Source organism: Salinibacterium sp., from assembly GCF_031364185.1.
Lineage (GTDB): Bacteria > Actinomycetota > Actinomycetes > Actinomycetales > Microbacteriaceae > Rhodoglobus.
Window position 1 is genome coordinate 1 of the sequence record NZ_JANLVV010000235.1, and the last position, 12653, is coordinate 12653.

Sequence of the window (12653 nt, forward strand, 5' to 3'; positions counted from 1 at the left end):
TTCAGGGCGATCGCGACACCGCCCTTCATGTCGACGGTTCCGCGACCGACCAGGTAGCCGTTCTCCTCGTGCACCGGCAGGTTGTGGTTGATCGGCACCGTGTCGATGTGGCCGGCGATGACGACCCGTTTATCGCGGCCCAGGGTGGTGCGGGCGACGACGGCATCGCCCTCCCGCACGATGTCGAGATGATCGAAACCGGCTAGCGCGGCCACGATTGCATCGGCGATGAGCCGTTCGTCACCAGACACCGACTCGATGTCGCACAACTGGCGGGTCAGGTCGACAGTCGAGGCGACGAGGTTGAGCACGGGAACGGTGGATTCGGTGACGGGCACCCGACCAGTTTAAGTACTCTTGGGCTATGACCTCGCGCGCTGCATGGGGCTACGGGCTTGCCACCGTGGCCGCAAACGGAACCGTCCTCGACACCTGGTTTCCCCGACCCGCACTCGGCTCACTGCCCGGTGGCACCGACCCGCACATCGCCCCGGCCGATTTCGAAGATCTTGAGGGTGCCGACGATCGCCGCAAGGTGACGTTCGATTTCCGCACGATAGAGATCGATCTGGATGCGCCACCCGCCTCCACGCCAGACGCTTACCTGCGGCTGCACCTGCTCAGTCACCTGCTCGTGCGTCCCAACACCATCAACCTCGACGACCTGTTCGGGCACCTGCCCATCGTCGTCTGGACGAATGCAGGCCCCGTGCACCCCGACGACTTCGACCGCCTCCGCCCGCGACTGCAGCGCGCCGGGATTGCCGCCACCGGCATCGATAAGTTCCCTCGACTGCTCGATTACGTCTCGCCTGCGCGCGTGCGCATCGCCGACGCCTCGCGCGTGCGCCTGGGCGCCCACCTCTCCCCCGGCACCACGGTGATGCACGAGGGTTTCGTCAACTTCAACGCCGGCACCCTCGGAACCTCCATGGTCGAGGGCCGCGTTTCCCAGGGGGTCGTGGTCGGCGATGGTGCGGATATCGGCGGCGGCGCATCCATCATGGGCACCCTCTCCGGCGGGGGCACTGAGCGCGTCTCGATCGGGGCTCGCGCGTTGCTCGGAGCAAACTCAGGCGTGGGCATCTCGATTGGCGACGACACGGTCGTCGAGGCCGGGCTCTACGTGACGGCCGGCACCAAAGTGACCCTGGCGAATGGCTCAACGGTCAAGGCCGTCGAGTTGAGCGGAATGCCCGGACTGCTGTTCCGGCGAAACTCCCTGACCGGCGCGGTAGAGGTGCTCACCCGCTCGGGCACGGGCGTCGAGCTCAACACCGCGCTGCACGCGTAGGAGGGCGCGGCGCGTCCTGGCCACCCATCGCTACCCCGTCTCTCCGTCGCGACCCCCATCTACCCCGGCTCCCCGTCCGAAATGACGGAGATCAGGACGCTGCGGCACGCCGTTACGCCACCCGGCAGGTGTCGACCCGGTGATTGTCCGTCATTTCGGACGTAGGCCAGGGCTAGCCGGGCATGGACGGGCTGGCCAGCGGTGGCCGGGCCGGCGTGGCTGGCTGGAGTGGCCCGGGTGGCCGGGCAGCCGCGGATGGCCTGAGGGTGGACCGCAGGTGGGCTGAGGGCGGGGTGAAGGTGGACCAAGGGTGGGCTGGGCAACGTATGGCACTGTGCCATACGTTGCCCACAGGGACCACCCACACCCCGGGCCGCCGCGTCGGCGAACCGGGGCGCGGCACCAAAGCGCGAACCAGAGCGCGACCTGGGGCGCGGCCCCGAAGCACCGGTCTGCAGGCGGCCAGCTCGGAGGCAAGCGCAGTTGCCGGCGCAGCGACGGCCAGCTGCGGGTAGCGTGGACGGTATGAGGGCTCGCCGCGCGCTACTGCTGGGCGCGGCCGTCGCGGCGGTGGTGGGACTCGCGCTTCTCGTGCAGCTGTGGTTCGACGGCCCCGTGCCGCGGGAGCAGACCTTCGCGGGGTTCTACACCTCGGACAGCGACATCCGGGTGACGAACCTCACGATAAACGGCGGACACATCGAGGTCGGCTATTCGGTCGATGTGCTCGTGATTCCGGGCGGGTCGGCCACGGGCATCCGGTGCGGCATGGTCGATACGAGCGGACGACTCGACTTCTTCGAGGCAAGTCGCACAAGCGCCGAGGCTGGCAACTGGACAACCCTGCGCTTTAGCGCAAACTACGACCTGCCCGAGCTCACCCTCGGTATGCGATGCTCACCCAATCGGAGTGGCCAGTTGACGGTCATCTTCCGCGACGCAGAGTTGCACGCCACGCCCGTCAGCATTGCGGCCACTCCCTGACCTCTGAGCCCGTATAGAGCTGCTGGGGGCGGCCGATCTTGGTGTGGGGGTCTTCGTTCATCTCGCGCCAGTTGGCGATCCATCCTGGCAGGCGGCCAATCGCGAAGAGCACGGTGAACATTCGCGACGGGAATCCCATCGCCTTGTAGATTACGCCGGTGTAGAAATCGACGTTGGGGTAGAGCTTTCGCTCGATGAAATAGTCGTCGGCGAGCGCCACGGCCTCGAGCTCTTTCGCAATATCGAGAAGGTCATCCCGCACCCCCAGGGCCGCGAGCACCTCGTCGGCGCTCTCTTTGACGAGGGTCGCCCGAGGGTCGAAACTCTTATAGACCCGGTGGCCGAAGCCCATCAGGCGGATGCCCTGTTGCTTGTTCTTGACCCGCTCGACGAACTTCTCCACGCCCTCGCCCGATTCCTTGATCTCGGCGAGCATTTTCAGCACCGCCTCGTTGGCTCCCCCATGCAGCGGGCCGTAGAGCGCGTTGATTCCGGCGGAGATCGAGGCGAAAATATTTGCCTCGGTCGACCCGACGAGTCGCACTGTCGAAGTTGAGGCGTTCTGCTCGTGGTCTTCGTGCAGGATGAGAAGCCGGTCGAGCGCCGTCGAGAGCACCGGGTTCACCTCATACGGTTCGGCCATCGTGCCGAAGTTGAGCTTCAGGAAGTTGTCCACGAAGCTGAGACTGTTATCGGGGTAGAGAAACGCCTGGCCGAGGCTCTTCTTGTGCGCGTATGCCGCAATGACCGGAAGCTTTGCGAGAAGGCGAATCGTCGAAATCTCGACCTGCTCAGGGTCATGCACATTCAGCGAGTGCTCGTAGTACGTCGACAGCGCTGACACGGCGCTCGACAGCACCGACATCGGATGCGCGTTATGAGGCAGGGCGTCGAAGAAGCGGCGGAGATCTTCGTGCAGCAGGGTATGGCGTCGCACCTTCTCGTCGAATTCACCGAGCTGGTCGGCGGTGGGTAGCTCTCCATAGATCAGCAACCAGGCGACCTCGAGGTACGTCGAATTCTTGGCGACATCCTCGATGGCGTAGCCGCGATAGCGCAGGATGCCCCTATCGCCGTCGATATAGGTGATCGCGCTTCGAGTGGATGCGGTGTTCACAAAACCCTGGTCGAGGGTGGTGAATCCTGTCTGCTTCATGAATGTCGAGATGTCGATGGAGTCGTGGCCATCCGTGCCACGGATTACCGGGAACTCGGCACTGCCGCCGGGAAAGTGGAGGGTCGCCATCTCGGGGCCAGTAGCGTCAGCAATCACGCATACAGCTTAGGGTGCCACCCGGACCACTGTCATTCGACCCAAAGGATGCCTCACCGGGTTAGAGGAGTTCTACAGGGTGAGCCGTGCCACCGCGGCGTCGAGGTCATCGTCGGTGGCCGTCAGCGCGATGCGCACATGCTGCGCGGGCGATTCGTTGTAAAACGTGCCGGGTGCGACCAAGATTCCCCGCTCCGCGAATTCGGCGACGGAGGACCAGGAATCACGCCCGCTCGTCGCCCACAGGTACAGCCCGCCCTCGCTGTGGTCAACGCGGTATCCGGCGGCTTCGACGGCTGGGAGCAGTCGTGCGCGCCGCGACCGATAGACCGCGCGCTGAGCGGCCACGTGCGTTTCATCCCCGAGGGCCGCAATCATGGCCTGCTGCACGGGCGCAGGCGGAATCAGCCCGAGGTGTTTGCGCACCGCGAGCAACTCCCCGATGATCGAGCTGCACCCCGCAACGAAGGCAGCCCGGTAACCTGCGAGGTTGGACTGCTTGCTGAGGGAGTAGAGCGCCAGCACCGAGCTGAGGTCGCCGCCGATCACCCGCGGGTCGAGGATCGACGGCGTCGGGCGCTCCGATTGCCAACTCAACTCCGCATAGCACTCGTCACCCGCGATCACGGCCCCAAGCTCCCGTGCCCGCACGACGGCCGCGCGCAGCTGATCGACAGACAGCACCCGCCCATCCGGGTTGCCGGGGCTGTTGACCCAGACCAGCCGAGTGTTCTCGGGCCAGTCAGCGGGGTTGTCGGATGCCACGACCGTCGACCCGACGATGGCGGCCCCGATGGCGTAGGTGGGGTACGCCACGGCGGGCTGCACCACGACGTCACCCTTGCCGAGGCCGAGGATCAGGGGCATCAGAGCGATGAGCTCCTTTGATCCGATCGTCGGCAGCACGTTCGCCGCGGTGAGGCCAGGCACCGACCGTCGACGCTCGAACCACTCCACGATCGCCTCACCCAGCGCGGGGGTGCCTGCTGTCTGCGGATAGGCGTGAGCGTCGGTCGCGGCAGCGAGCGCATGCCGAATAACGACCGGTGTCGCATCCACCGGTGAACCCACCGAGAGGTCGATCATGCCGCCATGATGCTCTCGCGCGCGGTCGCTGTACGCGGTGAGCGAATCCCACGGGAAGTCGGGAAGCTGCAGTGGCGATCGGCTCACGGCGTGCGGCTCATTCTGACGAGCCGCCACCTTCGGGCAGTGCCGAAATGAGGGCGTGATCTTTGTGGATGACGCCGACCTTCGCCGCACCGCCGGGTGACCCGACCTCTTCGAAGAACTCGACGTTGGCCTTGTAGTACGCGGCCCACTTATCGGGCAGGTCGTCTTCGTAGTAGATGGCTTCGACCGGGCACACTGGCTCGCAGGCGCCGCAGTCGACGCACTCGTCCGGGTGGATGTACAGCATCCGGTCGCCCTCATAGATGCAATCGACCGGGCATTCATCGATGCAGGCGCGATCTTTCAGATCGACGCAGGGCTGGGCGATTACGTAGGTCACGAGAGTGGGAAACCTTTCGAAGCTGAAGCTCCAATATTAGCTTGACGGATGCTGGGAACCGGTCGCACGAACCGCGGCCAGGCAAGCACAATGGCCGCGATGACCACGGGGACGTAGGTCCACGCGTATCCGGCGGTGTTCGCGGGCACAAGCACGCTGCCGCCGGAGGTCTGGATCGCCAGCAGCGCTGACGCTCCGAGGAGCCCCACGGCGGCGCAACCCGCCACTATCCGGGTGTCGAACACGATCCGCATGCCCGCCAGGATCGCTGCCGTGATGGTCACCGCGGCGATGATGCCCCACGGTACGGTGACGGGTCCAACGGCAACCGTGGCCTGGTGCGCAGCCGTGAGGGTCGCGCCCGCGAAGACGCCGAGCAGGGTGGCAATCACGAGCGAGGCAACCCGGCTGGCCAGACCCTGGTCGTGAAATCCAATTCCAACGGGATGGACGCGAGTAAAGCTTTCCACGGCCGCAATGGGACGGGGATCGCCCGACGACAGCGAGAAGGTGTCACCGTGGACGGTGACCTGGGTGCGATGGGCGGCCAGCGCAGTGCGCTTTCGTTCGAGAACGCCCGACGTGTCAACGCTCGAGAAATCAACGCTCACATGGCCACGACGCCCGCCAGGGCTATCGATAACGTAGAACGGCACGCGCATCACTTCGGCCGCGGCACGGCTTGCGTCGTGTGCCCTGACATGGTCTGGATGCCCGTAGCCCCCGTCAGCGGCATAACTCACGACCACGCCCGGCTGCCGCGCAATGACTACCGCAGCAATGTCAGCGGCGACCTCCCCCAGCTCGGCAGCGGTGAAGGATTCGGGGTGTACCAGGTCGATCGCCTCCGCACCGCTCGCGCCCCACGACATCCCGGAATCCAGGTAGCGGCGCGGCGGGAGCCCCTTCCAGCGGGCTTCGTCCACGCCGAGAAAGAGGTGGTCGGTCACTCCCAGTGCCGCGAGGGCCTCGCGCAGTTCGCGCTCACGCTCCCGAGCCAGGCCAACCCTGTCGAGGTGACGCAACTCTGGCGGGATGATTTCGCCCTGCTCGCCGCGAGTGCAGGTGAGCACGGTCACGGAAGCCCCGCGCTCGATGAGGGTGGCGATGGCGGCCCCGGTGGCGATGGTTTCGTCATCGGGGTGCGCATGTACAAACAAGACGTGCTCAGTTCGTTCAGACATCCATACCCCTTGATGATCACCCAACTAGACAGGATACGCATCGCCGGGTACTGTCGAAACAGTTAGGTTAGCCTTACCAATACAACAAACCCGAAAGCAGATTGTGTTCGCAAACTTCTTAATCGGCCTGCGTGAGGGCCTTGAGGCCGCTCTGGTAGTCGGCATTCTCGTGGCGTACCTTCATAAAATCAACCGCACCGATGTGCTGCCGCGAATCTGGCTGGGCGTCGCCATCGCGGTGGGGCTCTCTCTCGGGCTCGGCGCACTCCTGACCTTCGGAGCGTACGGGCTGTCATCCGAGGCAAAAGAACTCATCAGCGGCCTGCTCTCCATTATCGCCACCGCATTCGTGACCTGGATGATTTTTTGGATGCTTCGGGCCGCGCGCGGCCTGTCCAGCGAGCTTCGCAGCAACGTCGATTCCCATCTGGCCGGCGTCGGCTGGGGCCTGGTGCTCGTCGCGTTCCTGTCGGTGGGCCGCGAGGGAATCGAGACAGCTCTCTTCATCTGGGCCGCTGTCCAGGCGAGCGGATCGACCGCGCTTCCGCTGGTGGGGGCCAGCCTCGGCATACTCATCGCCGTCGGACTCGGCTACCTGATCTATCGCGGAACACTGAAAATCAACCTGTCGAAATTCTTCACATACACCGGAGTGTTCCTGATCATCGTGGCGGCCGGCGTGCTGTCCTACGGAGTGCATGACCTCCAGGAAGCGGGCGTCCTGCCGGGGCTCGGCTCGCTCGCATTCGATGTCAGCGCCGCGATCCCGCCGGACAGCTGGTACGGCACGCTACTGAAGGGCACGCTCAATTTCTCGCCAGCCACCACCTGGCTTGAGGCGATCGTCTGGCTCGCCTACGTCATCCCGGTCATGACGATCTTCGTCGCCTCGGGTCGTCGCGCCAGCGCGACCGCGCGACCGCGCACTGCAAGCGCCTCGCCCGTCGCCGCCGTGGCCGAGGGTGCGAAGTGAGCCTGACGGGACAATTTCGTACGACAGCGGCGAGCGTGTCAGCGATCGCGGCCATGCTCCTTCTCGCCGGTTGTGTGCCGAACGCGGCAGCCCAGACCGGATCCACCTCGCTCACTGTCACGAGCACGGGGACCGAATGCGCGGTGTCCGCATCCGAAGCTCCAAGCGGCAGCCTGGTGTTCTCGGTAGCCAACTCGGGCACCGAGGTGACGGAGTTCTATCTGCTGGCGGACGACGGCCTGCGGATCGTGGGTGAGGTGGAGAACATCGGGCCGGGTATCTCGAGGGATCTCGTCGTGCTGGCACGCCCAGGCAGCTACTTCACCGTCTGTAAACCCGGGCTGGTGGGCGCCGGTGTCGGCAAAACTGCATTCACCGTCGCCGATTCGGGCGCTGTCGTGAGTGGCAACAGCGACCTCGAAGCCCAGATCGACACGGCCAATGCCAACTACGAGAGCTATGTGAAAGACCAGGTAGAGAATCTGGTCACCGGCACGGAAGCCTTCGCTACCGCCTACAAAGCCGGTGATGACGACGCTGCTCGCTCGCTGTACGCCCCCACCCGAGTGCACTGGGAGCGCGTGGAAACCATTGCCGAATCCTTCGGTGATCTCGACCCCAAAATGGACCTGCGAGAGGCCGACCTCGAAGACGGCCAGGAGTGGACGGGTTGGCATGCAATCGAGAAGGATCTCTGGCCTGCCAATGCCGAACCGGGATTCCTCCCCTACAACCAGGCCAAAAGAACCTCGCTTGCCGACCAGCTTGTCGATGACACCAACACCCTCTACTCCAAGGTTCGGAGTCTTGAGTTCACCCTCGACCAGCAAACCAACGGAGCGATCGGCCTCCTCGATGAAGTCGCCACCGGGAAGGTCACCGGCGAGGAAGAGTTCTGGTCGCACACCGACCTGTGGGATTTCCAGGCCAATATCGACGGCGCGAGGGTGGTGTACGAGGGCGTGCGAGACATCCTGATGCAGAAGGATGCCACGCTCGCCAGCCAGCTCGATCAGGAGTTCGATGCCCTGCAGGTGCTGCTCGACGTGCAACGCGTGGGCGACGGATTCACCCTGTACACCGAGCTCGACCCCGCCGAGATCAGGGCCCTCGCCGACCAGGTGAACGCGCTGGCGGAACCGCTCTCGCGGCTCACCGCGGCGCTGGTGCTATGACGCAGGAATCCGCTTCGGGCTCCCCATCGAATCGCGGCCTCTCCCGGCGGGGGCTGTTCGGCCTCGCCGGCGCCGGTGTAATCGGCGCGGGCATCGCCACCGGAACGTCATTCGCCGTCAATGAGGTCGGCGCCGCCGCGACCTCAGGTGCTGCCCCGACCTACCCGTTCTTCGGCCCACACCAGTCCGGGATCATCACCCCGGCACAGGACCGACTGCACTTTGCCGCCTTCGACGTCAGCGACATCAGCCGCGACGAGTTGGTCAAACTGTTGAAAGACTGGAGCTACGCCGCGAGCCGCATGACCGCTGGGCAGGGCGCCGGTGACTACGGCGCTGCGAGCGGCCCCTACGATGCTCCCCCCGACGACACGGGCGAAGCCCTCGACCTGCCCCCGGCCGGGCTCACCATCACCTTCGGGTTCGGGGCCAGCCTCTTCGATGCGAGGTTCGGCCTCGCGGATCGCCGCCCGGCTGCGCTCGTCGACCTTCCGAAATTTCCGGGCGAAGCGCTGGTCGACGCTCTCGTCGGAGGCGACCTGTGCATCCAGGCCTGCAGCGACGACCCCCAGGTGGCGGTGCACGCCATCCGCAACCTCTCCCGGATCGCTTTCGGTCGAGCCAGCCTGAGGTGGTCGCAACTGGGCTTCGGCCGCACCTCATCGACGACTCGCGCCCAGGTCACTCCCCGCAACCTCTTCGGGTTCAAAGACGGAACGGCAAACCTTCGGGCCGAGGATACGGCGTCGATTGATACGCACGTCTGGGCCGATGAGGGGTGGATGACCGGGGGCTCGTATCTCGTCGCCCGCAAGATTCGCATGACCATCGAAACCTGGGATCGCACCTCCCTGCGCGAACAGGAGGCAGTGGTGGGGCGCACCAAGGGCGATGGAGCCCCCCTCAGCGGCGGCAGCGAGTTCACCACCCCCAACTTCGCACTGGCCGGGCGTGCGGATGCCCCGCTGATCGACCCCACCTCGCACGTGCGGCTCGCCCACCCAGGCTCGAACGGCGGCGCCACGATCCTCCGTCGCGGCTACAACTTCGTTGACGGCAACGACGAACTCGGCAGGCTCAACGCCGGGCTGTTTTTCATCAGCTTCCAGCGGGATCCTGGCGCCCAGTTCGTGCCGATCCAGCTGGCACTCGCGCGCAACGATGCGATGAACGAGTACCTTCGGCACGTGGGCTCGGGTCTCTTCGCGGTGCCGCCGGGCGCAGCATCCGGAAGCTTCGTCGGCGCCGGCCTCTTCGCCTGAGGTGCCGGCCGCGCTCTCTCGCCGCCGCCACTCCGCACCCGCGCCCACACACCCAGCCGCACCCACCCCGCCCCGCCACACCCCTGCCACTCGCGACCTTCATCCCGACCCCGCCACACCCCACCCCTGCCACTCGCGACCTTCAGCCCCACCGAGAACGCCACTTCTGCTGGGTAAACCCCGCCCGAGGCAGCATAAGTGGCGTTCTCGGTGCAATGAGGCTCCTTGCGCACGCGAGCGCCAGGTTTCGACCCGAAGCACGCGGAAGCACGCAGAAGCACGCGGCCAGCGGTTCCCATCGCCACGCTCGCCGCCCCACGTTCGCCACGCCCGCACTCGCCGCCCCACTCTCGATCCCCACGTTCATCGAGAACGCCACTTCTGCTGGGTTATCCGTGGGCGACCCAGCAGAAGTGGCGTTCTCGGTGCAGTGAGCGGCCCCTGGTCACGCGAGCGCGAGGCCCGTCGGCGCGCGACCAGCTGGCGCGACCTCGCGCACGGAAGCGCGCGGTGCAGTGAGGACCTCGCGCACGGAAGCGCGCGGCCATTGAGCGACCAGGAGAGCCGGACTCACCCGGCCGGACGCGCGCGGCCGGTCGGCGCGCGGCCGGTCGACGCACGCTCGGTTTGCAGTCGGCGCGCCCGGTTTGCGGATACGCGATCCGGCGCGCTACGGCGACTTCGTGGTGACCGTGTAGTTCGCGATGAAGCCGTCGTTGCCGTCCTTGCTGACGACAACCAACAGGCCGTATTTCTCGTTCTCGAACGCACCCCCGGTGCCCCCTTTGAGCTCACCGCTGCCTGACAACGGCGGAGTGAAGCCGGCCTCCGTCAAGGACGCCGAAATGGTGTCAAATGCCGCGAGGTCGGCAACTTTGATGGTGACATTCCAGACCTGGCCTTCGGCGGAGCCGAGGCTGCCGCCGTAGATCACCTCACCATCGATGAGGGGCACGTCCGCCGGGAAATCCTTGGGCACGCTCTTGCCCCCGACATCGACCTGGCCGCCGGTCGCATTCTCGATGATCGACTGCACCGAGCACCCAGCGAGCACGGGAGTCACGGCGATAGCGATGATGATGGCGATGGATGCGACGGCGCGCGTACGCGGAATGCTCATGACAACTCCAGGGGATCGGGCTCCACGGTAGAAAGCATCAGCGTAGCGTGCAGCCCATCTCCCCCACCAGAGGGAGCCCCGCCAGAGGGATCGTGGGCTGCACGCACTACGGCGGAGTGGTTATGCGTTCTGCTTCTTGCGCTGCGAGTGCGCGCGGGCACGGGCGTTGGAGTCGAGCTCGACCTTGCGGATGCGGATCACGTCCGGGGTGACCTCGACGCACTCGTCTTCGCGGGCGAACTCGAGGCACTCCTCGAGCGTCAGCCTGCGCGACGGGGTCATGCGCTCGAACGTGTCGGACGTCGACTGGCGCATGTTGGTGAGCTGCTTCTCTTTGGTGATGTTGACATCCATGTCGTCCGCGCGCGAGTTCTCGCCGACGACCATGCCCTCGTAGACCTCCTGGGTCGGCTCAACGAAGAACGACATGCGCTCCTGTAGCGCCGTCATGGCAAACGGTGTGGCGACGCCAGAGCGGTCGGCCACGATCGAGCCGTTGGTGCGGGTCTCGATCGCGCCAGCCCACGGCTCGTAGCCGTGCGAGATGGCGTTGGCGATTCCGGTACCGCGCGTGATCGTCAGAAACTCGGTGCGGAATCCGATCAGACCACGGGACGGAACGATGAACTCCATGCGCACCCAGCCGGTGCCATGGTTGGTCATCGTTTCCATACGGCCCTTTCTGGCGGCGAGCAGCTGGGTGATCCCGCCGAGGTGCTCTTCGGGCGAATCGATGGTGAGGTGCTCGAAGGGCTCGTGGAGCTTGCCATCGATGTGCCTCGTGACCACCTGCGGCTTGCCGACGGTGAGCTCGTAGCCCTCCCGACGCATCTGCTCCACGAGGATGGCCAGCGCGAGTTCTCCGCGACCTTGGATCTCCCACGCATCCGGGCGTCCGATATCCACCAGCTTGATGGAGACGTTACCGACGAGTTCGCGGTCGAGGCGATCCCTGACCATGCGCGCGGTGAGCTTATGACCTTTCACCTTGCCGATGAGCGGGCCCGTGTTGGTGCCGATGGTCATAGAAATGGCGGGGTCGTCGATCTTGATGGTCGGAAGTGGGCGAACATCATCGGGGTCGGCGAGCGTCTCACCGATCGTGATGTCTTCGAAGCCGGCGACTGCGACGATGTCTCCGGGGCCGGCCGATTCGGTCGGGAAGCGATCGAGTGCCTTCGTGATGAGAAGCTCGGTGACGCGCACGTTGTGCACACTGCCATCATGCTTGACCCAGGCCACGGTCTGGCCCTTCTTGATGGTGCCGTTGAAGACACGCAACAGCGCAAGGCGACCGAGGAACGGTGAAGCGTCGAGGTTGGTGACGTGCGCCTGGAGTGGGTGCTGGTCGTCGTAGGTCGGCGCCGGGATGTGCTTGATGATCGCGTCGAACAGCGGCTCGAGGTCAGCGTTATCGGGCAGGGTGCCATTCTCCGGCTTGTTCCAGCTCGCGGCACCGTTGCGGCCCGAGGCGTAGACGACCGGAACGTCGAGCACGGCGTCGAGGTCCATGTCCGGGAAGTCGTCGTGCATGTCGCTGGCGAGCCCGAGCAGCAGATCCTGGCTCTCCGTGACGACCTCGTCGATGCGGGCATCCGGTCGGTCGGTCTTATTGACCAGAAGGATGACCGGCAGTTTGGCTTCGAGCGCCTTGCGCAGCACGAATCGGGTCTGCGGAAGCGGGCCCTCGCTGGCGTCCACGAGAAGCACCACGCCGTCGACCATGGACAGGCCACGCTCGACCTCGCCACCGAAGTCGGCGTGGCCCGGGGTGTCGATCACGTTGATGGTGATCGGTCCGCCCGTGCCATTTTCAGCAGCATGGATGCCCTTATACGAGATCGCCGTGTTCTTGGCGAGAATCGTGATGCCCTT

At 65.4% G+C, this 12653-nt stretch carries 12 protein-coding genes; 5 read left to right on the top strand and 7 right to left on the bottom strand.

Going from position 1 to position 12653, the window contains the following annotated elements:
- Positions 1–338, bottom strand: a 338-nt coding sequence (locus tag RMN95_RS10570) for a M20/M25/M40 family metallo-hydrolase (protein WP_309616879.1), incomplete at its 3' end; no start/stop codon positions are given.
- 26 nt (positions 339–364) lie between these two features.
- On the opposite strand from RMN95_RS10570, the gene dapD reads away from it, so the two are divergent.
- Positions 365–1294 (top strand): 2,3,4,5-tetrahydropyridine-2,6-dicarboxylate N-succinyltransferase, encoded by a 930-nt coding sequence (gene dapD, locus RMN95_RS10575; protein ID WP_309616880.1) that lies wholly within the window; start codon positions 365–367, stop codon positions 1292–1294.
- Positions 1295–1819: 525 nt separating this feature from the next.
- Positions 1820–2278 carry a hypothetical protein gene (locus tag RMN95_RS10580; protein WP_309616881.1) on the top strand — a complete coding sequence of 153 codons (459 nt, stop codon included), beginning with the start codon at positions 1820–1822 and terminating at the stop codon, positions 2276–2278.
- Here RMN95_RS10580 and RMN95_RS10585 read toward each other — a convergent pair.
- The 4 genes from RMN95_RS10585 to RMN95_RS10600 all read right to left on the bottom strand — a co-directional run bounded on the left by RMN95_RS10585 (position 2256) and on the right by RMN95_RS10600 (position 6248).
- Positions 2256–3524 (bottom strand): citrate synthase, encoded by a 1269-nt coding sequence (locus RMN95_RS10585; RefSeq protein ID WP_309616889.1) that lies wholly within the window; start codon positions 3522–3524, stop codon positions 2256–2258. The two genes, RMN95_RS10580 and RMN95_RS10585, sit on opposite strands and share 23 nt — an antisense overlap.
- Positions 3525–3623: 99 nt before the next feature.
- Positions 3624–4724 (bottom strand): succinyldiaminopimelate transaminase, encoded by a 1101-nt coding sequence (dapC, locus tag RMN95_RS10590; protein ID WP_309616882.1) that lies wholly within the window; start codon positions 4722–4724, stop codon positions 3624–3626.
- 10 nt (positions 4725–4734) lie between these two features.
- Complete coding sequence (fdxA, locus tag RMN95_RS10595; RefSeq protein WP_309616883.1) at positions 4735–5064, bottom strand: ferredoxin; 330 nt, start codon at positions 5062–5064, stop codon at positions 4735–4737.
- Positions 5061–6248 carry a PIG-L family deacetylase gene (locus tag RMN95_RS10600; protein ID WP_309616884.1) on the bottom strand — a complete coding sequence of 396 codons (1188 nt, stop codon included), beginning with the start codon at positions 6246–6248 and terminating at the stop codon, positions 5061–5063. The genes fdxA and RMN95_RS10600 overlap by 4 nt, the downstream gene beginning before the upstream one ends.
- Positions 6249–6351: 103 nt before the next feature.
- Here RMN95_RS10600 and efeU point away from each other — a divergent pair, with 103 nt between their 5' ends.
- The 3 genes from efeU to efeB are packed head-to-tail and all read left to right on the top strand — an operon-like array spanning position 6352 to position 9658.
- A complete protein-coding gene (efeU, locus tag RMN95_RS10605) occupies positions 6352–7221 on the top strand; it encodes an iron uptake transporter permease EfeU (RefSeq protein WP_309616885.1) in 870 nt (289 codons plus the stop codon).
- 53 nt (positions 7222–7274) lie between these two features.
- Positions 7275–8396 carry an iron uptake system protein EfeO gene (efeO, locus tag RMN95_RS10610; protein WP_309616890.1) on the top strand — a complete coding sequence of 374 codons (1122 nt, stop codon included), beginning with the start codon at positions 7275–7277 and terminating at the stop codon, positions 8394–8396.
- The gene (efeB, locus tag RMN95_RS10615) at positions 8393–9658 is read left to right on the top strand and encodes an iron uptake transporter deferrochelatase/peroxidase subunit (protein ID WP_309616886.1); all 1266 of its coding nucleotides are present in this window, start codon (positions 8393–8395) and stop codon (positions 9656–9658) included. The genes efeO and efeB overlap by 4 nt, the downstream gene beginning before the upstream one ends.
- A gap of 670 nt (positions 9659–10328) precedes the next feature.
- Here efeB and RMN95_RS10620 read toward each other — a convergent pair.
- Positions 10329–10778, bottom strand: a complete 450-nt coding sequence (locus RMN95_RS10620) for a hypothetical protein (protein ID WP_309616887.1) — start codon at positions 10776–10778, stop codon at positions 10329–10331.
- 120 nt (positions 10779–10898) lie between these two features.
- On the bottom strand, positions 10899–12653 hold a 1755-nt coding region (typA, locus tag RMN95_RS10625; protein ID WP_309616888.1), incomplete at its 5' end, for a translational GTPase TypA.